Below are 23,504 nucleotides of genomic sequence, written 5' to 3'. Positions count from 1 at the left end.
AGCGTCCGAGGTCACCATGAAGCCGACCCACCGCACTGTCCGATCCTATCGGTCCGCAGGATGCCGCCCGCCCTGGAGCGCGATGAACTTCCTGCTCCTGACCACTGCCCTGTGCGCCCTGCTCCTCGGAGGCTGCAACGAGGATGGCAAGGTGGCGCAGCAGTACGCCACTGACATCACCGCGAAGATGGCGCCAATCCTGCGGACCGACGTGGAGCAGGTGCGGCGTGGACTCCCCAGCGGAGCGAAGAAGGTAGGCGAGATGGTCGACACCGACCCTGGGGCCGACCTGGTGGGACTCCGCAAAGCGCTCGAATCGGCGCGGGCCTCGGACAAGGATCTGCAGGTCGCCAAGGTCACCTTCTTCTCGTTCGCCGATCCAGCCGGCATGATCCTCCGCAGCGAGGCGGATCCCGACCTGCTCGCCAACAAGTCGGTGGCTGCCACCTTTCCCGAGCTGAAGAAAGCGGTCGAGCCGGGGTCGGGTTTGGTGGAGGTCTTCGGCCAGATGCAGGAGATGCGCGGTGTGCGCAACGGCCCGGACGAGCAGTGGGTGGTGGCATATCCGGTGAAAGCCGCGGATGGCCAGGCCAAGGGGATGCTGGTGGCGGGATGGTCGTTTCGCGCCTACGCCTACCGACTCCAGGAAGCGGCGAGGCGGGAAGCGGTGACCATCGCCGAGCGCGACAAGCTGAAGCTGGCTCCCCTCCTGTACGCCTTCGTCTTCAAGGGGCCCAAGGTCTACGCTCAAGCAGTGACGCCGGACGTCAACACGGAGGCGGTCGAGAAGCTGGATCCGGTGGGTAAGACGGCCTCGGGACCGTGGAGCGGGACGATGGAACTCACCGGCCGGACCTTCGGCGCCGCAGCCCTGCGCGTCCCCGAGCTCGCTCCGGACGCTGGCGTGGTGGTCCTGGCGTCGCCGATCTGAGCAGGTGAGCCTTGGTGCCTGAAGGCAGCTCTGCGGTCGTGCGCGACCCCGGCGTGCGGCGTCGTCACCGTCGTCGCCGCGTCTGGCTCTTCGTGGCTGCCATCGCGCTGCTCTTGCTCCTGGACCAGCTTGGCGTCCGGCGCCTCTCCGGTGCGGATGTTCCTCCGGGCGACCCGCTGGCCCCGACGATGCGCGCGCACGTCGAGCATCTGGCGTCGCCCGCTCTGGGAGGCCGCGTGCCGGGGACGAAAGGCAACGAGGATGCCGCGCGCTACATCGCTCAGCAGCTCGAGACCCTGGGCGTGCCACCACTACCTTCGGTGGGCAGTTACTTCATGCCCATCCCGACCACGCGCAGCGGCGAGACCCTCGGGGACAACGTGCTCGGCTGGGTGCCGGGCTCCGACCCGACCTCGACCGAGGCGCTCCTCGTGGGAGCGCACTTCGATCACCTCGGGAACACCGAGGATGGACTGGTCCTCGGCGCCGACGACAACGCTGCTGCCGTGGCGGTGCTGCTGGCGGCGGCGCCTGCCGTCCGCGCACTGAGGCTGAGTCACCCGGTGATCTTCGCCTTTTTCAACACGGAAGAAGCACCCTGGTTCGGCTTGCCCACGCAGGGATCGGTGCGCTTCGCCGACGCACCCCCGCGCGAGGTCGGCGCGCTCTCGTCGCTCCGGCTGGCTGTCATTCTGGATCTGGTGGGCGGAGTGGTCTGGCGCTCCTCTGCCGACACCCTGTTTGCCTGCGGCGCGGAGAAGACCTCAGGGCTCGGCGCGCTGGTGGATGGGACCCACGAAGAGGGGCTTTCGGTCCGGCGCATGGGACTCCACCTCGTGGAGAACCTGCCAGGATACCGGCCGCAGCCCGTCTCGGATTACGACGTCTTCCGCGACCGGCAGGTGCCGTTCCTGTTCCTGTCCAGCGGTCGTACCCCGCGCTACCACAAGCCCTCCGACTTGCCGGACACACTCCATTACGACCGCATGGCCCGCACCGCCCGCTGGATCGCCTCTCTGCTCGCCAGCGTGGATGGCCAGCAGGCACCCCTCCGGTTCACCCCTGCAGGCGCCGATCTCCCGACCGACGCCGAGACCATGCACTGGGCCATGGATGCGGCGGCGACGCCCTGGCGCTCCATCCCGGGTACGGGCCCCATCTCTGCAGCGCGGCTGCTCGGGGATCGCGCACGCGTGAAGGCCCTGCTGGAACCAGGTCACACCTTCACCTCCGAAGATGAGCTCTCGCTGGAGCGCGCCAGCTTCCGGCTACAGTGCTTGCTCTACAGCTTCCCCGTATGCTTCACGTTCTGACGGGCACCCCTTGATCGGCGCCGCGCCTCTTCATTCCGTGGGGGATGGAACCCATGCTACCGTGAGCTACGCGTCGGCACTGCCGCCGGTCGCCACGGAACATGCCTGCCTCGATTGATCAGCTTCTGAAGGTTTGCCGTGAGGTCCTTGCGCCGCTCGTGAAGGCCGATGGAGGCGAGCTTTACATCGTCGCCGTCGAACCTGATCACCTGACGCTGCACCTCGCGGGGTCTTACTCGGGTTGTCCTGGCGTGACCCTCACCACGCGCGGCGTGATCGAGCCCGCGGTGCTGGCCGTTGCGCCTTCGGCGAAGGTGGTGGTGACCAGCGGTGCCAGGGTGCCCGAAGGCGCTTCCCTGATCTCGTGAGCGCACAGGACGCCCCTTCGCAATGATGCCTAGCGAGCGCGGACGCTTGCGCGGGCGCGGGCCGTCGTTGTGTGCGTGAACGAGGGGACGTCATACCGGGCGCTGCTCGCTGCATGAGGGCAGCGCCCGGAAGAGCCGTCGTGGCTACTTCTTCTTGTTCTTGTCGTCCTGCTTCGGGGGCGGCTCAGGCTCGCCCTTGCGAACCGCCGCGGCGACCGCGGGATCGATGCCGCTGTCATCCGTGGCCTTGTTCGACCTCAAGGCGTCGAGGTTCCCGAGCGTGGCGTTGTCCTCGAGGATGATCGCCATCTCGGTGTCCCCCCGCTGGACGGCCCGGAGGTGCGTCGACGCATCCTTCCAGTCCACCTCGGTGTTCTCGCGGCCGTTGTCGGGGTCGGCCTGGAGCACGCGACCAGGGACGCCGTAGAGGGTGACCAGCCTGGAGAGGGCTTCCGTGAACGTCGCGCCGCTCTTGCTGCCTTGCCCGAGGGTGCGCTCGTCGATGATCTTCCAGAGGCGCTTCTTGATGAAGAAGAAGTAGGTCTTCGTGGTGCCACGCTCGTAGGTGAGCATCGCCTCGCCGTTGTTGTAGGTGTACTCGCCCTTGAGGGGAGTGCGGTCGATGCTCGTGGGTGTCGTACCGAAGTCGACGCGGCGCTGCAGGAACTCGAACTTATCCTGCGCGATCTTGGCTTCGAGGCGCTCCTGCTGGGGGCCCGTGGGCGTCTTCTTGAACTCCTCCGCGTAGGACTCCTCGATCACCTTGTTGATGACGGAGGCGACCTGCGCGTAGTCCATGCCCCAGGCGATGGCCTTGCCCTTGGGATCACGCACCCGAGGGATGAGGACGATGCCCTTGTTCGTCACGGGGGGCGTGGTCGCAGCCGGAGGCGCCTGCTCTGCCTTGCCGGCCTTCTTGCCCTGCGCCTCGGCAACCGTGGTGCCCGTCATTGCACCAAGCGCCAGCCCGGCGGCCAGCGTTGCTCCAAGGAGCCTCTTCGCTTTCATGTGCTGCTTTCTCCGGCCCGCGCGGGGCATGTCAAGCTCTGGACTCCGGCCCGTTGGGGTCTGCGAGCCGTCTCCCGAGGCTATCATCGGCCCCCCGCGCTGACAAACCGTGGTCGACATGCTACCGACCCCGACCGAGTCCATGATCCGCGCGCCCGCACCGCTCGTTGCCGCCCTGGCAGTTGCCCTCCTCGTAGGCGGGAGCGCGGCGTGTGGCGCCTCAGAGCCCCCTCCCCGCGCGGCAGGCAGCGAGCGCGCCCTGGCTCCCTACGACGCCTGGGCCCGGCAGGTTTTCGACGACAACATCGAGCCTGCTGCCGTCGGGCTCACGCTCGAGAACAGCTCACCGAGGGGCGACCGGCTTCTTCGTGAGCGCGCCTTGAAGGCCGACGTGGTGGCCCGCGTGCGCATCAACACCGTGACGGTCGACTCGGTCGGCGACCAGAGCATCTACCACCTCGGAATTCAGATCGGCTATCCTCCGCTCGCCACCCCCAAGGTGGACGATCGAGCGTTCGAGCTGCTCATCCGGCCGACGAGCCTCGCTTACGGCATCGCCAAAGCGTTTGATTCGAGGCTCCGAGGCCTTACCTTCATCGGGTTCATCCGTCACTTCGTCGAGGAGACCGGCGAGCCTGGAATTCACTGGCACCTGTCACCCGACACAGCCGAGGTCGCCGCCATCGTGCGCGAGGCTGTCGCCTTGGGGGAGCTTTCTGCACCGTGAGCAACGTCAGCATCAAGACGGTCAAAGAGGTCGAGGGACTGCGCATCGCGGGCCAGATGGCCGCGGAGACGCTCCTCGCCGTCGGCGACATGATTCGCCCCGGCATGACCACCGACGAGATCAACACCTTCGTCCACGAGGACACGCTCCGGCGGGGCGGCTACCCAGCGCCGCTCAACTACCATGGGTTCCCGAAGAGCGTGTGCACCTCCATCAACGAGGTGGTGTGCCACGGCATCCCTGGGAACCAGGTGCTCGAGCTGGGTGACATCATCAACGTCGACGTCACCACCATCTACAACGGCTTCTACGGGGACACGTCGGCGACCTTCTTCATCGGTGAGCCCTCGCCGGAGGCCAAGCTCGTGACCGAGGTGGCGCGGCGCAGCCTCCAGCTCGGCATCGCGCAGGTGCGGGACGGCGCACGGCTCGGTGACATCGGCGCCGCCATCCAGGAGTTCGCGGAGGGGCAGGGGTGCTCGGTCGTGCGCGCGTTCGTGGGGCACGGCATCGGTCGCCGCTTCCACGAGCCGCCGCAGGTCTCGCACGTCGGCAAGTGGGGCTCCGGGCTGCGTCTCCGCGCGGGGATGGTCTTCACCATCGAGCCGATGATCAACATCGGGACGCACGAGGTGGAGGTCCTGGAAGACAAGTGGACCGCGGTGACCGCCGACGGCTCGCTGTCCGCGCAGTTCGAGCATACGCTCGTCGTCACCAAGACAGGCTGCGAGGTGCTCACGCGCCGGTCCCGGTCGCTCGAGAAGAGCGAGATCTTCCCCGATCCGTTCGAGCTACAGGCTGTCCAGGCCGTCTAGCGGTCCTTCCACGACGTGCGTGGCTGCGCGTCGCATTGCGTGCTCGCGCGCCGGTGTGCCAGCGGGAGCGCTCCGTCCGGCCGCGAAGGCGCGCGCCGAGGCCCATCACATCCCCTCGACCGCAGGCGCATGGGAGGGTAAAGCGGGCGTATGGCTCTGGATGAGGACGAGCGCAGCCGGATCGCGCCCTACGTATCGAGCTTGACCGCTGACGTCTTCGCTCTCTCGGGATTGCCCGAAGAGGTCATCGCCGTGCTCTTCGCGTACTACTCGCGGAGCCGGGACGATCTCCGGACCAACCTGGCCCGCCTCTTGATGGACCAGGATCTCGACGTGACGGACACCCCGCGGCACGCCTTCGGCCTCGCCTCCGAGAAGGCGCGCACCTTCCACGAGAAGTGGGTCGTGGGGTACGGCCACGCCTCCGTCGCCGAGCACGCGGTGGTCCACCTGGCCGTCGAGAACATCAGCATCATCGCCTCCAAGGCGATCGAGGATCTGCGCCTCGCTTCCTACACCGAGAAGAGCACTCGGTACGTCGTCTTCGATCAGTCCTCGTTCGTGGATCTGCCGGAGCTGCCGGAGGCCACGCGCGAACGCTACCAGGATGCCTGCCGCCGCCTGTTCTCGACGTACCTCACCCTCATTCCCAAGGTATCCGAGGCGTTGCGGACGCGCACCCCGCGGGCGGAGGGCACGTCGGAGGCCTCCTACAACGCCGTGATCCGCGCTCAGGCATGCGACCTTCTCCGCGGCCTCTTGCCGGCGAGCACCCGCACCAACCTGGGGATCACCGCGAACGCGCGCGTGCTCGAAATGCTCCTCAGCAAGCTGCTCTCCAGCCCCCTCGCGGAGGTGCGCCGCATCGGCACGGAGATGCGGACCGCCGCGCTCTCGGTGGCGCCCACACTCGTGAAGTACGCGGCCACGAGCGAGCACCGGCAGCTTCTCCCGGAGACCGTCGCCGGGTCCCTGCGGCGCGTGTACACCCCGCCCGACGAGGGCCTCAACGCCACCATGGTGGTGAGCCAGCCGGTGCGGCTCGTGCGCCATGACAAGGACGCGCTCGAACGCATCGCGCTGGCGCTGTCGTACGAAGCGAGCCAGCCCGGACTGCATGCCTTCGCCGTGATGGAGGCGCTCCGCAACACCTCGCAGACCGATCTCGCCTCCGTGGTCGCCTCGTCGTGCGCGCGACGCGGCCCCTACGAAGCCCCGCCGCGCGGCTTCGAGGCATCCACGATGACCTTCGAGCTCATGCTCGACTTCGGGGCCTGGAGGGATCTCCAGCGCCACCGGATGCTCACCCCTGCCGTGCAGCGCCTGAGCTGCCGGCTGGGCTTCGAGACCCCCATCGAACTCGGAGAGCTGGGCTGCGGAGAGACCTTCCACCTCGCCCTGCTGAATGCTCAGGAAGCCTGGGAGTTTCTTGAGAAGGACCACCCTCTCGAAGCGCAGTACGCCGTGCCTCTCGGCTACCGGATCCGGGCCCTGTGGACGCTCAACTTGCGGGAGCTGTTCCACATCATCGAGCTCCGCTCGGCGAAGCAGGGCCACGCGAGCTACCGGCGCATCGCTCAGGGGCTGTACCGGACCGCGATCTCGGTGCACCCGTGGCTCAAGGATCTCATCCGCGTCGACCTCAACGACTACGCCCTGGCGCGCGGCTGATCCCGCCGACAGGCCCCTGATCCAGGGTACGCAGGACTAGCCGCGCCGCGTGGCGAGGTCGGCGGTCCAGATCTCATCGAGTGCCGGCCGCGACCAGCGCGCGCCACTCTCGGGCACGTCGTCGCGGGGCATCGCAGCGCGCTCGACCGTCGGGAGCGGCGCGCGAAGGGCGCCCGGTGGCCCTCCAGGTGTCGCGCCTGGCATCGCCGCGTCGGCGTCGCCCAGCTCCGCAGAGAGCGGCAGGAGCTGGGCCTGACCTGGCGAAGACCCGGCAGGCTCACCGACCTCGAGGCGCAGCAGGTGCGCCGAGCCATCTCCCAGCGCCACCAGGACATGGCATGTCCGTTCGCTCTCGCCGGCCGGAGCAGGCGCGACCTCGATGTGCGCCACCTCGGCACTGCCCACCGTGAGTTCCGCGCTCGGCTCCAGCGACGTACACCCCGCCTCGCCGACCTTGCTGCAAGCACGCAGCCCCTCTGCGTCCCACAGCACCACCTGACCTTCCGCCGTCCCCAGGATCACATGACGCCTCCCGCCGAGATCGGCGGTCGCCGCGCACACGGCCCGCGTACCCAGGGGCGACAACCGCAGGAGCCGTCCTCCCTCCGCATCGTAGAGCGACGCTTCTCTGGGCCCCGCGAAGAGCAGCGCTGGGGCCACCTGACGATCCAGGGCTGCCACCGCGACCCGCCCTGCCCACCCTCCTGCACGGGCGGGCTCGGTGAAGCGCAGCAACTCGGCCATCCCGCGTCCTCGCAGCGCGCTCCCGGGCAGCTTCACCAGCTCCCCCATCGCCGTCAGGCCGAAGAGCCCTCCCGCCACGGGCAACAGCGCGCGCACGAAGCTGCGCGCGGGTACCAGGAGCCGCCGCACCCAGGCTCCCCCCCGCGCGAAGCGCACCACGAACAGCGCCCGGCGCCGCGTCGCCGCGACCACGCCCCGTGCCGCGCGCCCGCCCCACGAAGCGATGGCCGTGATCTCGTCGAGCGCGCTCCCGCTCCCCGGAGGACTCGGCGGCTCACCGGCACGGAGCGGCCGGGGCTCCCCCGAGCGCGCCCACCACCCTTCCAGGTGCACGCGCCACACCTCCTCGACGTGCCCGGCCTGATCGGACACGCAGTGGAGCACCCCGAGCCCCGTCCCCATGAGCAGCAGCGACCCGGCCCCCGCGCGTGCCGGATGCACGTGCTGCAGCGCGCTGATCCCCCCGTCGAAGGCGGGTCCCCTCAGGAAGGATGACAGCGCCTCGCCCGGTCGCAGACGCGCGACGCCCCCGGAGTCTTGCGCCACGTAGAACGCACCGCAGGCCTCGCACGCCGTCGTCGCCCGTGGTGACGCCACGAAAGGTGCATCGCCTGATGGGAGAAGACGCAGCACCCCAGGTGCCACCGACCATCCCGCGCGCGAGGTGCCCCTGCCGTGCGCCGCTGGAACCGCAGCCCACCCCCGGCTCAGCGCGGCGGCACTCCGCCGCTCGGCCACCCAGCGCCGCGCCTCCTCGCTGACCCGCGCCCCCCGGCGGCCCACGACCCGCTCCAGCATCCGCGCAAACCCTGGCTCGACGGCCGCGCGCCCCTCGACCCTCGCCCGTGCCGACCCGCGCCGCACGTACCGCTCCACCGCCTCCCACCACCTCGCAGAAGCAGACGCGCCCTCCCCTCGCGCGACCTCACCGCTCTCCACCCCGCCCCCCTCCGCGCCTGCACCTCCGTGCAGCGCCGCCCGCGCCTCATCGAACCGCCACACCGCCCGTGACAGCGCCGCCCAACCCGGCAGCTCTGTGGGCTCGAACGGCCGGGCCAGGCACACCCAGCGCACCGCCACCCGCACCGACTCCAGGAACTCCCGGAACCGCAGCGAAGCCTCCTCTCCGCAGCGCGTGCTGTCGAGATCCCCTCCTGTCGCGCGCGCCTCCATCACGCCCACGAGCGCTGCCAGGTGCTCCCGCGCGAGGCGCCGACGGTGGTAGCGCGCGAACGCCGGCACCCTCTCCCCGCGCCGGAGCTGCTCTCCCACCAGCAGCAACCACCTCGCCGCGAGCGTCACGTCGAACCGCCCCGTCTCTCGCAACCTCGCCCGCAGCGCACGGCACCGCGCCACCACCTCCAGGGCGCGGGCCTCGGGCGTCTGGCCGCTCTGACGCGATATCATGGCCCGTGTCCTCCCATGCGGCGCCCTCGCAGTTCAATCACGGCGCATAGAGCACGGAGAGGAACGCCTCCAGGCGCTCCTCCAGCTCGGGCGAGTGCGGTGGACCCTTGGTGATGGCGTCCAGGTGGTCGTCGGGCAGCACCGGCAGCTCCCGGTAACGTTCTGACGCCTGCGCCACCCGCTTCAGCAGGAGCCGCGCCTGCGCCGGCGCCTCGTACCGCTCCAGGAGTTCCGCCCAGGCGTGCAGCGTCGCTGGCGCCGAGCGCGAGGTCGCCTTCTGCATCACCCGGACCCAGGACAGCTCCGACAGGTCACGCGGGATGGGCGCGAACTGCAGCCCGAGCGCCTCCGCGCGCCCCTTCAGATCCTCGATGTCGATCGGGTGCCACCGGGCCTTGTCGAGCGCCTCGGCCAGCTCGCGCCACGCGCGCCGCATGGCCCGCAGCGCCCGCCGTGACGACAGCCGTGCGTTGTCCGCGTGCGCGAGCTGCCGCTCGAACGTCTCGTTCGCAGCATCGCTGATCCAGGCGTCGATGAACCGCCGCGCGGCCTCGATGTGCTCCGGGTCCACCCCGATGCCCAGCTCCGAGGCCCTCCGCAAGAGTCCCTCCGGGTCCCGCCGCGACGGCTGGATCCCGAGCTTCTTCCGGGCGCGACCGAGGCTCTTCTCGATCGTGTTCTGCTTCGCCTTGAACACGTACATCTGCAGCACGGGGAGCTTCTTCATCTCCTCCGCCGACAGGGCCCTCATCAACAGGATTGTGCCGCTGAGCACCCTCAGCGACTCGAGTTCCCGGTCCATCGGCCGCTTCAAGGTCTGCTGGCTGCTGCGCGTGGACCGCCGCTCTGCCGCCGTGGGGTGTACCTCACGGGCGGTACCCCGACTCCCGAAGGAGGAGGACGGTGGCGGCGGGATCGTGCTCATTTCGCTGTCTCGTGGAAAAGTCCCCCAACGCGCTACAATGCGCCGCGGGATGTGGAAACAGACATCACACCGCGGGTGATGTCAGATCCCGTCCCAGCCCCCCAGACGCCGTGGCCTGACGCTGCGCAGCGGCGCGTCACCCAGCGTCAGCGCGCAGGTTCCCCGCGCAGCATGCGCGCGGAATATGCGCTCACGACAGCCGCCCCAACAGTTGCGTGCAGCGCCCGGCGCGACGCCTCGGCCTCCCGGCCGCACGGGAACGCTCCCCGCACTCCCCCCCACGCCCTCGCGCCCCCGCGCCCCCGCGCCCCCGCGGCGCTCTCGCCCGGCGCGCTCGCGGCTTGTGGCGCTCGCCGCGCTTACGGCTTGTGGCGCTCGCCGCGCTCGCCGCCCCTCGCCGTCCCTACTGCGCGCCTCCGGCGGCCTCGATCAGCTCCGTCGCTGCCTTGAGCGCCGAGGGCGTCACCTTCGCCCCCGAGAGCATCCGCGCCACCTCCGCGACCCGGTCCTTCTTGTCGACCCGCGCCACCTTGCTTCGCGTCACGCCCCCCGCGTCGCTCTTGGACACCACGTAGTGCGCCCCCGCGAACGCCGCGATCGGCGCCAGGTGCGTGATGCACAGCACCTGATGGTGCCGCGCCACATCGGCGATCGCGCGCCCGATCTTGTCGGCCACGGCCCCGCCCACCCCTGCGTCCACCTCGTCGAACACGTACAGCCCGGCAGGTCCGCACTCCGCCAGCACCCGCTTCAGCGCGAGCAGCGCGCGCGACAGCTCACCGCCGGACGCGATCCGCCGCAGCGGCCGCGGGTCGATCCCCTTGTTCGGCGAGATCAGGAACTCCACCCGATCGATCCCCTCCTGGCTCAGCCGCGCCCCGTCGATGGCGAGTTCCGCCCGCTCTCCCCCGAGCGGCGCCACGTCGACCACCACCCGCGCTCCCCCCATGCCCAGCTCCGAGAGTTCCGTCGAGATCGCTGCCCCGAGCTTCTCTCCCGCCTTCCGCCGCTTCGCCGACAGCTTCCGCGCCCGCTCCCCGGCGACCGCGAGCAGCTCGCCGCGCCGCCGCTCCAGCTCCGCCACCCGGCTCTCCACCCCTGACAGCCGCGACAGCTCCTCGGCGAGCCGCGCCCGCGTCGCGAGCACGTCCTCCAGCGTCGGCCCGTGCTGACGCAGCAGCCCCTCCAGCCGGTACAGCCGATCTTCCACCTCCGCGAGCCGCGACGGATCGGCCTCGGCCCGCTCCGCGTAGCGCCCGATCTCCCGCGCCGCCTCCCGCAGCTCCTCCCAGCATGCATCGAGTGCCCGCGCCGCCGGCTTCAGCGCCGGATCCAGATCGGCCGCCCCGCGCAGCTCGGACGCGAGCCGCGCCAGCTCGTCGCACAGCGCCTCCTCGCCCTGATCCAGCCGCGCCGACGCCCGCTGGGTGATCTCGTGCAGCCTCCCCGCGTGCCGCAGCCTGCTCCGCTCTGCCGACAGCTCCGCCATCTCTCCCGAGCGTGGCGCCAGCGCATCGATGGCCTGGAGCTGGAAGGACAGGAACGCCTCCCGCTCCCCGCGCCCCCGCTCCAGCTCCCGGGCCGCGTGCAGCTCGCCCGTGATCTCCTGCAGCCGGTGCACGTCCGCCGCCAGCTCGTTCCGCGCCGGCAGCAGGCGCGCAAAGCGGTCCAGGTATCCCAGGTGCGTCGACGGATCCGTCAGCGCCACGCTCTCGTGCTGCGAGGCGATGTCTGCCAGATCGGGCGCCAGCGCCGCCAGCTCCGACGCCGTGCACAGCCGACCGTTCAGGTAGGCGCGTGAGCGACCGCTCGCCTGCACCACCCGACGGATCGCTAGCTCCCCGCTCTCCGCGGACACCCCCGCTGCCTCCAGCGCCGCCGCCACCCGCTCCGCGCCGCCCACGTCGAACAGCGCCTCCACCTCGGCCTCGTCGGCGCCGGGCCGCACCTGCTCTGCGCTGGCGCGGCCTCCGAGCACGAGCGACAGCGCGCCCACCACGATGGACTTCCCGGCGCCTGTCTCGCCGGTCAGCACGTTGAAGCCAGGCTCGAGCCGGAGCTCGAGCGCATCCATCAAGATCAGATTGCGAACACGAAGCGCGACCAGCACGGGGCCGCGAGCATAGGCAGCTCGGTGCGCCCTGTCAGCGGATGTTGACCTGTTTGGACACGGCGACCGGCCCTCCGCTGAACGGAGGCACGTGCGCGCTCCGGAACACGGTGGCAATGCACCCCCCCGTGGGCGTGCCGACGAACGGCCCGCTTTCCACCCTGGCCGAGGTCACCCGGCCGGACGGCGCGAAGGTCACCGACACCTTGGCGCCCCCGGAGTCCCCCTTCTTGCAGCTCATGGCTGCCGTCGCCGCCGCCCCGTTGAGCGCGGCGATGGCTGCAGAGCGGTTGAAGTCACCGCCCCCTGCGGGCGCTGCCGCTGCGGCCGCCGCTGTCGGCGCCGCCGCCGCCGCCGTCGCCGTGGACGCGGGACGTGTCGACGGTCCAGCCGTCGTGCGCTCACTCTTCCGCGCATCGCCGGAGCCCGCCAGCGCCGCCGCGCTCGCGGAAGGAGCTGCCGCCGCGGCGACCACCGCCGACGCCGACGCCGACGCCGACGCCGACGCCGACGCCGACGCCGACGCGCTATCCCCCGGGAGGGGTTGCCGCTCCTGCACCCTGTCTGCTCCCGGTGCTCCAGCCGTCGCGCCCGCCCCCACCTCCGCCGATGCCGATGGCGTGGTGTTCGTCGCCTCTGGCTGTGCGTCGTCGGACCCGACCGTCGCCAGGAAAACGCCCACGATGGCGACCAATGCCACCACCGCCAGACCCCCGAGCACCAGACCACGCGGAGGCTTCCGGGGCGCGGCGACCTCCACCTCCAGGTCCGGCGCGTCCAGGCGCGGCGCCGCTACCGGGCTCGCTGCCTTCGTGGGCGCCACCGGCGCCGTGACCGCATTGATGGGCGGAGGCGCCAGCATCGCCTCCGGCTTCGCGTTCACCAGCGCCGAGCTCGAACTGAACAGCCCCCCGCTCAGGTTGAGCAGCAGATCCTCGTCGGCCCGCACCGCCCGGCGCCGCGCCGAGTCTGGCCTCGACGCCCCGGAGAACCGCCGCATGTCCGACAGGCTGGAGTCCACGGCCTGATCCATGTCGACGGAGATCCCGTCGTCGTCACGCCCTCCCATCCTCGGGGGAGGCACCGAGTCGACGCTGAAGATCGATCGGTCCACCAGCGACTGCGGCTCACTCCCCCTCGACGCGCCCGACGCGCCCGACGCACGCACGGCGGGCGCAGGCCCTGGCGACGACGCCCGCCCCTCGCCCGGCGACGACCCCAGCGTCGCGCGCGGCAGCGGCGGCGGCCCGGGAATCCCCGACGAAGGCAGCGGCGGCGGTCGCGGCACCAGCGGATCCGACACCGACGTGTCCACGTCGGCCGCGTGCATCGTCTCCAGGTACTCCAGCTCCCGCAAAGAGATCACCTCGGCAGATTCCGGCGGAGGAGGCACCTCTGCATCGATCGGGGGCAGGAACGCCCCCAGATCATCGGGGTCCTTGTCCGTCACGCGCACCGGCTCCCGACGACGCGCCTCGCACGACGCACAGACGAAAGGCGCCGGGCGCACCTCGCGTCCGGCGTCGCTCTCCTCCTGCGCACCACAAACCGAGCAGGCTAGCTGCATGCCGTGCAGACAAGATCACCCACCTCGCCTGAGCACGCAACGCCGAACGCGGCGCCCTCACGGCCAGGCGACCTGCGTCGACCCACGCCGACCCGCAGCGACCCGCGGCGACCCGCGGCGACCCGCAGCGACCCGCGGCGACCCGCGGCGACCCGCGGTGGACCCGCCGCCTCCACCCATCCGCCCCGCGCCGTCGCCCCAGCCTGAACCGCCGACGCCCGGCCCCGTGCGTCCCCGACTTCCGCTCCCCGGCGTCTGGTCAGCCCGCCGATGTCGACGTGCCCGTCGTGTCGCCCACCGCCGTCCCCTCACCCGCCCGCACCCAGCGCTCCTCGAGCCAGTCGAGGGCGACCGGGGCGGCGCGCAGCGCAGCGTCCACCTCGCGCGCCACCGGATCCGCGTCCATCGACCCGCCCCCCGCCCGCGCGTGCAGGATCCAGGTCGACAGCTCGTAGTGGTGCAGGATCGGCGCGAACCTGTGCCCGCTCAGCCCGTCGAGCACCGCCGCCGCGCCCTCGATCGAGGTGCACCGCACCAGCGCCTTCGCCGCGTCGAACAGGAGCGCCCGCAGATCCTCGAACGCCCGATCCGGATCCTGCGCCACCTCGGAGAGCAGCGCCTCGAAGCCCTCCTCCCCGAGCCCTGCGGCCTCGGCCGCCTCGGCCATCGCCGGCACCTGCGTCTCCAGGAACTCGGAGTCCGGCGACCGCCCGAGGAGCCGCCCCACCAGGTACAGATCGAAGGCGCTCGCGATCGCCTCCGCCAGGAGCGCCCCCTCCACCGACGGCTTTGGCCCATCGAGCCCGAGCGCCCGCGCCGCCAGGTGATGCCACGCCACGTGGGTCACCACGTCCGCGGGCAGGTGATCCCCCGTGAGCAGATCGCCTCCCTCGCTCGGGCTCCAGAACGTCAGGTTCAGGAACACCACCCGGTCCCAGCTCGCCCCCCCTTCTGGCACCAGGAACCGGTATCCATCCCGGCGCAGCGCCGCCTTCAGCGCGGCGTACAGGCCGACGTGGCGGAGCGCGCGCTCGTCATCGATGGTGAGCTCATCCAGGGTCAGGTGGCGGATCTTCACGGGAGCGCGCCTCCTCTAGCGTCATCGCGGCCCGGGGACCAGCGTGCTCCCTCTTTCAGGAACAACCGCGAAGTTCCGACGGTTGACGGCCCAACCGGACTCTTGAACCCGGACCCCCCGGACAGAGAGCCCGGATCCCGGGGCTTACGCCCAGTTGCATGCCGCTGCGGCTCGGGCATGATGCGCCCCGTCCCAGCTCTTGGCAGCCGGGGGGCATCCCGCCTCCCCGCGCTGAGGAGGCACTTCCCATGAAACCCGTCCGGTCGCTTCTGTCGATTGCTTTCGTACTTGCCACCATCGGCGCCGCTGGCTGCAAAGAGGACCCGCCTCCTGCGAAGCAAGAGCCGGTGCCGGCCGACTCTGCCAGCGCCAAGGGCAAGCTGAACCCGCGCAGCCCGGTGGCCCCGCTGGCGAAGGTCGATCCCCAGACCATGAAGGAGTACCGGATCGACGTCTGTTACTACGGCACCCTCACGCTGAAGGAGGCCCGCGACGCCTACCTCGCCAGCCTCGGCAAGGACGAGCCCAGCGAGAAGAAGATCCCGAGCTTCGGCAGCCCGCCTCCCTCGGGCAAGCCTGGCGACGCGAAGGGCCCCGACGCGAAGGGACCGGACGCGAAGCCTGGCCTCCCCAAGCCTGCCAAGCCCCCGGCCATCGGCTCTGCCGACCCCAAGGCCCCCCCGAGCCGCGACGCCCGCCCTGCCGACAGCGCCCGCAAGCCTGGCGAAGGCCGCCCCTTCAACTTCGTCGCCCGCGCCCCGCACGAGCGCAACGCCCGCGCCTGTACCGTGGCTGCCGGCCTGAAGGACCCGGCCCTCCCCGAGCTTGACGCGGCCCTCGCGGCCTTCGCGCCGTACGCCGTGGAGCTCGCCAAGAACATCGCCGCCGCGCAGAACTACTACCAGCGCGAGGAGTACAAGAAGGACAGCTTCGAGAAGGGCAAGGAGCTCCACAAGAAGCTCGTCGCCGACTTCGGCAAGCTTGACGAGCTGCACGGCAAGCTCGGCGCCGCCCTCACCGCCCACCGCGAGAAGAACCCCGCCGACGCCTCCAAGTGGGAGGAGGGCCAGAAGGTCGCGATGACCGCGTTCGACAACGCGCGCCTCGTCCTCACCGGCCTCGCTGGCGAGAAGGTCGACCTCGAAGCCCACAAGGCGGCCGTGAAGAAGCTTGAGGAGTCCTCCGAGGCCCTCAAGACCTTCAGCCAGAGCCACTCGACCGACCCCTGGCCCAAGATCATGACCCCCGCCCTCGAAGGCATGCTCCGCGCCCTCAAGGACGCCGAGCCCAAGATCACGGACAAGGGCGTCGATCCCGAGACGTTCCTCCCCGTGATCACCTCCTTCACCTCGGTCATCGAGGCCAAGCACCGCGCCCTCTCGCGCAGCCTCATCGCCCAGGGCCAGACCCAGCCCCGCCCCATGCCTCACGGCGGCATGGGCGCTCCTCCCGGTGCGCCTCCCGGTGCACCCGGTGCACCCGGCGCTCCTGGCGAGCCGCACCACGCCCCGCACGGCGAAGCGCCCGCGCCCGCCGAAGAAGCGCCCGCCAAGGAGTGATCTCCTCCCGGGGGACGTCGCCCGGCGTCCCCTGAACGCATCCCCTCCCGAACGCTAAAGTCCGCGGCCTTGCCGCCGCGCCACCGCCAGCCGGTACAGCGCCTCGTACTGCCGCGACGCGTGTGCCCACCCGAGCGGCTTCCGCATCGCCCGGAGCTGCATCTCCCGGAACCGCTCCGGTTGCGTCCGGTAAGCGTGCACCGCCCACGCCACCGTCTGCGCCAGCGCCTCTACCGACAGGTCCCCGAACTTGAACCCGGTCAGGTTCGCGTCGACCGTATCGTCGAGCCCCCCCACGGCCCGCACCACCGGCAGCGTCCCGTACCGCTGGCTGTAGAGCTGGTTCAGCCCACAGGGCTCGTACCGCGACGGCATCAGGAACAGATCCGCCCCCGCCTCGATCCGGTGCGCCAGCCCCTCATTCATCCCGATGTGCGCCCGGAACCGATCCCCCGACGCGCTCAGCCGCCGGAACAGCTCCTCCGCCCACCCCTCGCCCGAGCCCAGCACCACCACCTGCACATCCATCGACAGGATCTGCCCCAGCGCCCCCGCCAGCACATCGATCCCCTTCTGGTTCGCCAGCCGGCTCACCACCCCGAGCAGCGGCACGTCGGCCCGCTCCGGCAGCCCCATCTCCCGCTGCAGCGCCGCCTTGCAGGCCTGCTTCCCCGACAGATCCTCTGCCGAGTACCGCGCCGCCAGGTGCTCGTCCGTCGCCGGATTCCACACCGCATCATCGATGCCGTTCAGGATCCCGACCACGTCCCCGCCCCGCCCTTGCAGCACCCAGTCGAGCCCCTCGCCCCCCTGCGGCGTCCGGATCTCCTGCGCGTAGCGCGGCGACACCGTCGAGATCAGCGTCGCGTGGTGCAGCCCCCCCTGCAACAGGTTCACCTGGTGGTGCGCCGCCAGGCCCCCTTCCCGGAACACCTCCCACCCGAGCCCCGTCAGCGGGAACAGATGCTCCTCGAACCACCCCTGGTAGCCCATGTTGTGGATCGTCAGCACCGACGCTGCCTGCCCGAGCTCCGTGTCCCGCTCCAGCGTGTTCAGGTACACCGGCACCAGCGCCGTCTGCCAGTCGTGCACGTGCACCACGTCGGGCACGAACGACAGCGCCTTGCACAGCGACAGCGCCCCCCGCGACAGCAGCGTGAAGCGCTGCAGGTTGTCCCCGAACTCCCCCAGCGAGTCCCCGTACACCCCGTCCCGATCGAAGAACACCCCGTGCTCCAGCAGGTACACCCGCGGCGCCCGCGCGGCGCGGTCCACCCTCCGCATCACCTTGCCGGACGCATCGACGCGCGCCTCCCACACCGCGGTCCACACCTCGTGCCCCCCGAGCGGAACCCCGAGTGGCGCCTCGTGCCGCCGCACCCCTGGCAGTGGCGCCCCTGACCCATCCACGAGGTGCTTCATCGCCGAGCGGTAGCGCGGCATCACCACCCGCACATCGTGCCCCTGTGCTGCGAGCGCCGTCGGCAACGCCCCCGCCACATCGGCGAGCCCACCCGTCTTCGCAAAGGGAACGCACTCGGAGACCGCGAACAGGATCTTCAGACGGGCCATAGGGAGCTCGATGGTGGAACACCGCGCCGACGCACGGCCCCCCTACCTACCAGCTTCGCGGCGACCGGGAACCCTCCGAGTAGCGCCTGCGCTCTTCCTCCTGCTGCCGCCGCATCTGCATGACCACGCCTGCCGCTGCCGCCCCAGCGCCCACGCCCCCCCGCGCCGCCGCCGTCGTCCCCGCCCTTGACGGCATCGCCCCCGCCCCTGACGGCATCGCCCCCGCGCCCCCCACCTGCGAGACCGCCCCCACCTGCGAGGGCGCCTCCAGCGACCCTTGAGGCGCAGTCGGCGCATCCGACCCTGCGGGCGTCACGGGCGTCACGGGTCCTGCGGGAGACGTCGCGGGTATTGCGGGCCCCGTGGGCGCCCCGGGAGACCCTGGTGACGTCGCCGGAGGCCCTGAGGCCGGCGCTGGCGCGACCGGGGCTGCCGCGCCGGGCGCCTGACACACGCACCCTGTCGAGTAGTCCCCCATCACCACGAACGCGCTCATCTCCAGCCCTTCCTGCTGACAGCGGCTCACGCATCCCTGCCCGCCACCCCGGACCTTCGACTCACCCGTGAAACTCGTCAGCGGCGTGCACCCCACGGCCACCGCCGCCAGCACGCACCCCATCACCGCCGCCCGGAACCGCACCATGCTCATCCTGATCTCTCCTTCTGGCAGGCCGTTGCTGGCAGGCCGTGCGCCGCGCGCTCGCGTCGCCTCGGCTCATCCCGACGAAGCATCCGCGCCCGCGTCCGTGCTGGGCGCCGGCGCTGGCGGAGCTTCCCGCCGCGGCGGCTCCCCGTGCTCTGTGGACAGCTTCTTCACCAGCCCATCCAGGATCATCTGCTCATGGTACTGCGGCATCGCCGGGAGCTGCACCGAGACGTGCACCCCGCGCTTCCCTCCCACGATCTCCACCGACCCCTGCGACACCCGCTTCCCGCTCTCGGGGCTCGTGTACTCGAAGAGGATGTAGCCGTGCTCCACATCCTTCTCCGTGACCTTCATCCCCAGGTCCACGCGCACCATCCGCAGCGCCGTGCCGAACGTCTGCTCGTACGTGTAGGGCGAGTCGTACGCCGCCCCCGCATTCGCCTCCACGACGACGAGCCCCCCGGCGGCAACGCCGAGGGCCAACGTGAGCACGACAGCGGAGATCAGGCGGCGCATGCCGCGGGGTTACCCGCCCCCAGCCCCCCGGGCCAAGTTTTCTGGACCCCGCTCCACCCCTGCTCTTTACCCTCCCGCCCCTCCCGCCCCTCCCGCCCCTCTCGCCCCTCTCGCCCCCCGCTCAGCGGACTGCACCACTCACCCACCCTTCCTGCTGCTCCTCAGCCTCACCCACCTTGCCCACGGCGCAACCGTATTTCTCGGCGCGCTCCCTTCGTGATCGCGACGATCGGTGCATTACGTGGAGACGTTCAAGAACGTGTCACGCAATGCGGCTCGTCTGCGGCCATCGATACCCTGCATCATTGCCCTGAGCACGCGCTGATCGCGGTGAACACCGTGCCGTAAGGCAATTCTCGCGGCCCGTCTGCAATGATTCTTATGCGCGCATCTCTCGCTGGCGATCCCGCCTCACGCTCGTAATACCCGTGGTACATCACGGTTCACGTCACGCGCACGGCGAGCGCCTGCGCCTTCGGCCCACGTCTACCTGCCTCACGGAAGGGGAGCGCCCCCATGCATACCGCCCTGCATCGATTGCCGTTTCGCGGCTGCCTCTGTCTCTTCCCGATCGCATTCGTCTCCTGCGATGTGGACAGTTCGCTCCCTGGAGCGCCTGCCGAGCCCCAGCCGCCTTGCCCCAGCGGTGAATGCGTCGCCCAGGCTCCCCTCGGCTGGCAAGGACCCGTGTGGCTATGGTCGGGCCCCGAGGCCGAAGCCCCCCCGTGTCCTCCCAGCGCCCCTGCGCTCGCCTACGAGGGCCACACCGACCTGCGCAGCACCGGGAGCTGCGGCACCTGCGCCTGCACCACGCCCGAGTGCGGCTTCCCCGAGCGCCTCCGCGTCAGCGCCGCCGGCCCAGATTGCGTCGATCCCCTCGTCGACATCCTCGTGCCCCCCAACTGGGATGGCTCCTGTTTCACCTTTCCCCCCATCCAGAAGCCCATCTCGGTCTTCTTCCAGCGATCTACGCGCTCCGACTGCGTGCCGCTCGTCCCTCAGGTCGACAAGCACATGACCTTCTCCTGGGACACCTTTGCCCGCGCCTGCGCGCCGACCGCGGCGCTCAGCCCATGCTCCACAGACTCGGGCGTTTGCGCCACGCACCCACCCGAGGGCTTCCAGCAATGCCTCTTCAACGAGGGTGATCCCGAGACGTGCCCCGCCGGCTACCCGGAGCTGCGCCGCTTCCACGGCGCCGTCGACGATCAGTCCTCGTGCTCGCCCTGCGCTTGTCAGCTCCCCGAGGAGAGTCACTGCCGCGTCTTCGTGACCCTCGACACTCAAGAGACCTGTGTCGGCTCCGTGGGCACCACGGTGACTCCCACGCTCGAAGGCTGTGTCACCAACGCCGGCCCCTCTCGCTTCGTGAGCCTGAGAGGGGAGATCAAGGACACGGAGCCTGACGTCTGCATCCCGCAAGGCGGTGCGCTCGTTGGCCAGCCCCTGCCTGCCCAGCCGACCACCTTCTGCTGCCGCACCCCCTCGTGATCTCGCTGTCCGATCCGCAGCACTCACCCTCGAACCCTGGAGCCTCCGTGCTTCCTTCCTTGCTACGCAATACCCTGTGCGCTCTCCTTCTCGGCACTGTCCTGGCCTTCGTCATGGCCTCGTGCACCACCGGGCGCATCGACATGTACACCTGCTCCGACCCTTGCGTGCAGTGCAGAGACCCGTGCGGAGATTGCTTCTACGGGTCGTGCGCCCCGCCCGCGCCTCTCGACTGGCAAGGACCCATCCTGGTGTGGCAGGGAGAGAACGGAAAGGCGCCAGCATGCCCTGATCGGGCGCCGATGACCCTCTACGAAGGCTACAGAGGCCTGAACATGTTCGACGCATGCGGCCCCTGCGAATGCTCCCCGAGCACCTGTGAGTTTCCAGAAGGAGTCGAGGTGAGCACGACGGACGGCACCTGTGGCGCCATCTCTCGGACCGTCGACTTTCCTGCGGGCTGGGACGGCGCGTGCACCCCCTTCGACTCCATCGACACGCCCACCTCGATCCGCGTCGCGCCCACGCGCCTCGGCGGCTGTGAGCCGGTGGTGTCTCAGGTTCCCAGGGCCACCTTCACCTGGAACCTCATGGCCAAGGCCTGCGGTTCCCTGGAGCCCATGGAGCCCTGCGCCGATCGGACGCAGATCTGCGTCCCCGACGACCTCACGCCCACGCCAGGCTTCCAGCAGTGCGTCTTCAAGACCGGCGACGCCGACGCGTGCCCCATGGGCTACCCGCAGCTCTCCAACTTCTACAGCGGCGTCGAGGACCACACCCACTGCACGCCATGCACCTGCCGGCGAGGCCCTCAGAGCGCGTGCTCTGCCAGGGTGCATGTCTACGACGACGCGATCTGCACGAACAGTGAGCACGATCTGCATCCCGCTCCGGAGGAGGCGCCGTGCAGTGCCGTCGTCGGCTCCCCCTCTCAGATCGCCAGCGCAGAAGCCACCTTCGACGTGAACGATCCAGGCAGTTGCACCGCCGAGGGCGGCCAGCTCTACGGCACCCCTAAGCTCCTCGGCTCGGCCACCCTCTGCTGCCGCGACGTCGAGTGAGATCCGCGACAGCCTCGACGATCAAGCCATCATGGTGCCGTCTCCCATCCTCGTGGAGTGGCTCGCGGGTGGCTCCACCCACAACCTGAATCGTGTCCTCGACCTGGTCGAGATCATCGAGCTGACCGAAGACCTGGCCCGAGTTGCCGCAGAGGGACTCCAGGGCGTTGCCCACCCTGTCTGCAAGCAGTGCGGCGTTCGTGGAGGGCCCAGCGTCGCGGACGCCGTCGTGATGGCGCTCGCCGATCAAGAAGGGGACACGGTGTACACGCAGGATCCGCAGGATCTCGCAAAGCTCAACCAGCATTTCGTCAGGGCACTGGTGAGAACATGCTGATGAGGGGAGACTACCTCCCGCGGTGTCGCGTCTTCCGGGTGGCTCGCCAGGACAGGTGAGCGAGCCTTCTGCGTCTCTCCGCAGCGAGGTGGCCGAACGCGAGGTGGAGCACGTAGCTCGCCCGCCGTTCAGCGCCCCTCGGCCGTCACGCCTTCCTGCGTCGTGTCGCCGCACCTCGGCTCGGGCGTGCTGGTGACCGCTGCGCCCTCTTCCTCGTTCGACGTTTCCGTCCCCGCGTCCAGCGCCAGCCCCAGGAAGGCGCCGAGGATGTGGAAGCCCACCTGCGTCACGTAGAGCAGGAACACGAACGCCGCGCCGGGGCCCTTGATGGTCGCCTCCGGGAAGAACATCGCCAGCGCCATGTAGCCCGAGAGCTGGAACGCGCCGAAGTAGCCAGGGCCGGCGGGCACCAGGATCCCGATCCCGATGCACCCGACCACCACGCACGCCTCCACCAGGGTGAAGTCGGCGAGCCCGGTGCCCCAGCCGAGGAGCCACACGCCGCTCGCGTTGATGGTCCAGTACGCCGCGGTCTCCAGCAGGAATGGCAAGAGGCGCCGCGCCGAGGGCAGGAAGCGCAGACCGTCGGCCACGCGCTCCACGATCCCGGCGAGGCGCTCGGCGAGGGGCACGGAGACCACGCCCACCATCGCGCGCGTCACCCGGCGCGCCAGGTCGCGGTGCCAGAAGAACACCCCCATCAGCGCGAAGCACACCGCGAACAGCGCGAGCACCCCGTACGCCGCGCGGGGCACCGCCGACGCGGGCACGGCGAGATCACCCACGTGGTCGGGCAGCGGCGAGAGCGGCGTCGAGAGCTGGAGCGTGGTGAACAGCAGCAGGCTGATTACCAGGCCGTCGATGATGCGCTCCGCGGCCACGGTGCCCGTCGCCTCCCAGAGCCGGATCCGGCTGCGGCGCGTGATCAGGTACGGCCGCACCACCTCGCCGGTGCGCAGCGGCGACAGCAGGATGGCGGCGAACGCGATCCACGAGACCGCGAGGGTGCTGCGCAGAGAGACCGCGCCGAGGGGCCGGAGCAGGTGCCGCCACCGCATGGCGCGAAACAGGTGCACCAGCGCGAGCGTCCCGACATAGGCCCACACCGTCCACGGCCGCAGGCTCGCGAACGCTTGCGCCGGGGGAACGAGAGGGAGCCCCCCGCGCGCGAGCAACCACGCGAGCCCCGTCCCCAGCAGGAGCGACGCCACGATCTTGAAGGCGTGGCGCTGGAGGAAGCCGCGAGGCGGTGCGGCGAGGGGATCCGCAGCAGGCGAGGTCACGGCCCGGCACTAGCACAGGCCCTGCGCGATCGGCACGTTCCCCCATCGAGGCGCCCATCTGGCGGGGCACCGCGCGTGCCAACCCCCTGCCGCCGGGGGCAGCGCTGCGGAGGACCTCTGCGGGACCCGAGGGTGTGGGTCAGATCACGGGCAGACCTCGGTGGGTGAACTGGATGGTGTCGCCCACTACAACGGGAAGCTGCCTGGCGGACCACGGGACGACGAGCTGATCGCTGCGAGGCCTCCCCGCACAAAAAGTGCCGGCAGGTTTTCTGCTGCGAGGCCTCCCCGCACAAAAAGTGTCGGCAGGTTTTCTGCTGCGAGGCCTCCCCGCACGAAAAGTGTCGGCAGGTGGGAGGTTGGGTGTGGGTGGCG

The 23,504-nt window shown here is 70.5% G+C and carries 20 protein-coding genes; 10 read left to right on the top strand and 10 right to left on the bottom strand.

Translation table 11 applies throughout. The features are described 5' to 3' along the window. The first annotated feature begins 82 nt into the window (after window positions 1-82). The 3 genes from CAP_RS24275 (at window position 83) to CAP_RS24265 (ending at window position 2,612) form a co-directional block, all read left to right on the top strand. Window positions 83-931, top strand: coding sequence for a hypothetical protein (locus CAP_RS24275; RefSeq protein WP_044245056.1), 849 nt, complete (start codon window positions 83-85; stop codon window positions 929-931). Between the two features lie 14 nt (window positions 932-945). Further along, complete coding sequence (locus CAP_RS24270) at window positions 946-2,244, top strand: M28 family peptidase (RefSeq protein WP_044245055.1); 1,299 nt, start codon at window positions 946-948, stop codon at window positions 2,242-2,244. A gap of 158 nt (window positions 2,245-2,402) precedes the next feature. Next, a complete protein-coding gene (locus CAP_RS24265) occupies window positions 2,403-2,612 on the top strand; it encodes a NifU family protein (protein ID WP_231511663.1) in 210 nt (69 codons plus the stop codon). A 144-nt stretch (window positions 2,613-2,756) separates the two neighbouring features. Here the strand turns inward: CAP_RS24265 and CAP_RS24260 are convergent, their stop codons facing one another. Next, on the bottom strand, window positions 2,757-3,620 hold the full coding sequence (locus CAP_RS24260; RefSeq protein ID WP_044245053.1) for a hypothetical protein: 864 nt from the start codon (window positions 3,618-3,620) through the stop codon (window positions 2,757-2,759). A gap of 118 nt (window positions 3,621-3,738) precedes the next feature. On the opposite strand from CAP_RS24260, the gene CAP_RS24255 reads away from it, so the two are divergent. From CAP_RS24255 to CAP_RS24245, 3 genes are all read left to right on the top strand, one after another. Then, window positions 3,739-4,347 carry a hypothetical protein gene (locus CAP_RS24255; protein ID WP_044245133.1) on the top strand — a complete coding sequence of 203 codons (609 nt, stop codon included), beginning with the start codon at window positions 3,739-3,741 and terminating at the stop codon, window positions 4,345-4,347. Further along, a complete protein-coding gene (gene map / locus CAP_RS24250) occupies window positions 4,344-5,162 on the top strand; it encodes a type I methionyl aminopeptidase (protein ID WP_044245049.1) in 819 nt (272 codons plus the stop codon). Before CAP_RS24255 ends, map begins: the two co-directional genes overlap by 4 nt. Before the next feature lie 150 nt (window positions 5,163-5,312). Beyond that, a complete protein-coding gene (locus tag CAP_RS24245) occupies window positions 5,313-6,833 on the top strand; it encodes an FAD-dependent thymidylate synthase (protein ID WP_044245048.1) in 1,521 nt (506 codons plus the stop codon). A 36-nt stretch (window positions 6,834-6,869) separates the two neighbouring features. Here the strand turns inward: CAP_RS24245 and CAP_RS24240 are convergent, their stop codons facing one another. The 5 genes from CAP_RS24240 to CAP_RS24220 form a co-directional block, all read right to left on the bottom strand. Beyond that, on the bottom strand, window positions 6,870-8,984 hold the full coding sequence (locus CAP_RS24240; RefSeq protein WP_044245047.1) for a hypothetical protein: 2,115 nt from the start codon (window positions 8,982-8,984) through the stop codon (window positions 6,870-6,872). Window positions 8,985-9,021: 37 nt separating this feature from the next. Continuing rightward, window positions 9,022-9,909, bottom strand: a complete 888-nt coding sequence (locus tag CAP_RS24235) for a hypothetical protein (RefSeq protein ID WP_231511662.1) — start codon at window positions 9,907-9,909, stop codon at window positions 9,022-9,024. Window positions 9,910-10,312: 403 nt separating this feature from the next. Further along, entirely contained in the window at window positions 10,313-12,019 is a 1,707-nt protein-coding gene (recN, locus tag CAP_RS24230) for a DNA repair protein RecN (protein WP_044245045.1), read from the bottom strand. 34 nt (window positions 12,020-12,053) lie between these two features. Continuing rightward, complete coding sequence (locus CAP_RS55090; RefSeq protein ID WP_156041098.1) at window positions 12,054-13,469, bottom strand: hypothetical protein; 1,416 nt, start codon at window positions 13,467-13,469, stop codon at window positions 12,054-12,056. 376 nt (window positions 13,470-13,845) lie between these two features. After that, on the bottom strand, window positions 13,846-14,664 hold the full coding sequence (locus tag CAP_RS24220) for a hypothetical protein (RefSeq protein ID WP_044245043.1): 819 nt from the start codon (window positions 14,662-14,664) through the stop codon (window positions 13,846-13,848). A 248-nt stretch (window positions 14,665-14,912) separates the two neighbouring features. Between CAP_RS24220 and CAP_RS24215 the strand changes: the two genes are divergently transcribed. Further along, the gene (locus tag CAP_RS24215) at window positions 14,913-16,223 is read left to right on the top strand and encodes a DUF3829 domain-containing protein (RefSeq protein WP_052375808.1); all 1,311 of its coding nucleotides are present in this window, start codon (window positions 14,913-14,915) and stop codon (window positions 16,221-16,223) included. Window positions 16,224-16,277: 54 nt separating this feature from the next. Here CAP_RS24215 and CAP_RS24210 read toward each other — a convergent pair whose 3' ends face one another. The 3 genes from CAP_RS24210 to CAP_RS24200 form a co-directional block, all read right to left on the bottom strand. Further along, window positions 16,278-17,795, bottom strand: a complete 1,518-nt coding sequence (locus CAP_RS24210; protein ID WP_044245042.1) for a glycogen synthase — start codon at window positions 17,793-17,795, stop codon at window positions 16,278-16,280. 46 nt (window positions 17,796-17,841) lie between these two features. After that, window positions 17,842-18,444: a hypothetical protein gene (locus CAP_RS24205; protein WP_044245041.1), complete on the bottom strand. Its 603-nt coding sequence runs from the start codon at window positions 18,442-18,444 to the stop codon at window positions 17,842-17,844. Between the two features lie 66 nt (window positions 18,445-18,510). Next, window positions 18,511-18,933: a hypothetical protein gene (locus CAP_RS24200; RefSeq protein WP_231511658.1), complete on the bottom strand. Its 423-nt coding sequence runs from the start codon at window positions 18,931-18,933 to the stop codon at window positions 18,511-18,513. Window positions 18,934-19,473: 540 nt separating this feature from the next. Here CAP_RS24200 and CAP_RS24195 point away from each other — a divergent pair. From CAP_RS24195 to CAP_RS24185, 3 genes are all read left to right on the top strand, one after another. Then, on the top strand, window positions 19,474-20,448 hold the full coding sequence (locus CAP_RS24195; protein ID WP_156041097.1) for a hypothetical protein: 975 nt from the start codon (window positions 19,474-19,476) through the stop codon (window positions 20,446-20,448). Between the two features lie 401 nt (window positions 20,449-20,849). Beyond that, the gene (locus CAP_RS50850; RefSeq protein ID WP_156041096.1) at window positions 20,850-21,509 is read left to right on the top strand and encodes a hypothetical protein; all 660 of its coding nucleotides are present in this window, start codon (window positions 20,850-20,852) and stop codon (window positions 21,507-21,509) included. 31 nt (window positions 21,510-21,540) lie between these two features. Further along, window positions 21,541-21,846 (top strand): PIN domain-containing protein, encoded by a 306-nt coding sequence (locus tag CAP_RS24185; RefSeq protein WP_044245037.1) that lies wholly within the window; start codon window positions 21,541-21,543, stop codon window positions 21,844-21,846. A gap of 128 nt (window positions 21,847-21,974) precedes the next feature. On the opposite strand, the gene CAP_RS24180 is transcribed toward CAP_RS24185, so the two are convergent. Next, entirely contained in the window at window positions 21,975-23,129 is a 1,155-nt protein-coding gene (locus tag CAP_RS24180) for a lysylphosphatidylglycerol synthase transmembrane domain-containing protein (RefSeq protein ID WP_044245036.1), read from the bottom strand. Window positions 23,130-23,504 lie beyond the last annotated feature (375 nt).

The sequence above is a fragment of the Chondromyces apiculatus DSM 436 genome, from assembly GCF_000601485.1.
Lineage (GTDB): Bacteria > Myxococcota_A > Polyangia > Polyangiales > Polyangiaceae > Chondromyces > Chondromyces apiculatus.
Note: the sequence above shows the minus strand (reverse complement) of the source record. Positions and strands in the feature narration are given on the sequence as shown.

Excerpts from the sequence above, each read along its gene's own strand:
- CAP_RS24240 (WP_044245047.1), bottom strand. The coding sequence starts at position 8,984 with ATGATATCGCGTCAGAGCGGCCAGACGCCCGAGGCCCGCGCCCTGGAG.
- CAP_RS24195 (WP_156041097.1), top strand. The coding sequence starts at position 19,474 with ATGCATACCGCCCTGCATCGATTGCCGTTTCGCGGCTGCCTCTGTCTC.
- CAP_RS24215 (WP_052375808.1), top strand. The coding sequence starts at position 14,913 with ATGAAACCCGTCCGGTCGCTTCTGTCGATTGCTTTCGTACTTGCCACC.
- CAP_RS24255 (WP_044245133.1), top strand. The coding sequence starts at position 3,739 with ATGCTACCGACCCCGACCGAGTCCATGATCCGCGCGCCCGCACCGCTC.
- CAP_RS24205 (WP_044245041.1), bottom strand. The coding sequence starts at position 18,444 with ATGAGCATGGTGCGGTTCCGGGCGGCGGTGATGGGGTGCGTGCTGGCG.
- CAP_RS24260 (WP_044245053.1), bottom strand. The coding sequence starts at position 3,620 with ATGAAAGCGAAGAGGCTCCTTGGAGCAACGCTGGCCGCCGGGCTGGCG.
- CAP_RS24235 (WP_231511662.1), bottom strand. The coding sequence starts at position 9,909 with ATGAGCACGATCCCGCCGCCACCGTCCTCCTCCTTCGGGAGTCGGGGT.
- CAP_RS24210 (WP_044245042.1), bottom strand. The coding sequence starts at position 17,795 with ATGGCCCGTCTGAAGATCCTGTTCGCGGTCTCCGAGTGCGTTCCCTTT.
- CAP_RS24275 (WP_044245056.1), top strand. The coding sequence starts at position 83 with ATGAACTTCCTGCTCCTGACCACTGCCCTGTGCGCCCTGCTCCTCGGA.
- CAP_RS24245 (WP_044245048.1), top strand. The coding sequence starts at position 5,313 with ATGGCTCTGGATGAGGACGAGCGCAGCCGGATCGCGCCCTACGTATCG.
- CAP_RS24185 (WP_044245037.1), top strand. The coding sequence starts at position 21,541 with ATGGTGCCGTCTCCCATCCTCGTGGAGTGGCTCGCGGGTGGCTCCACC.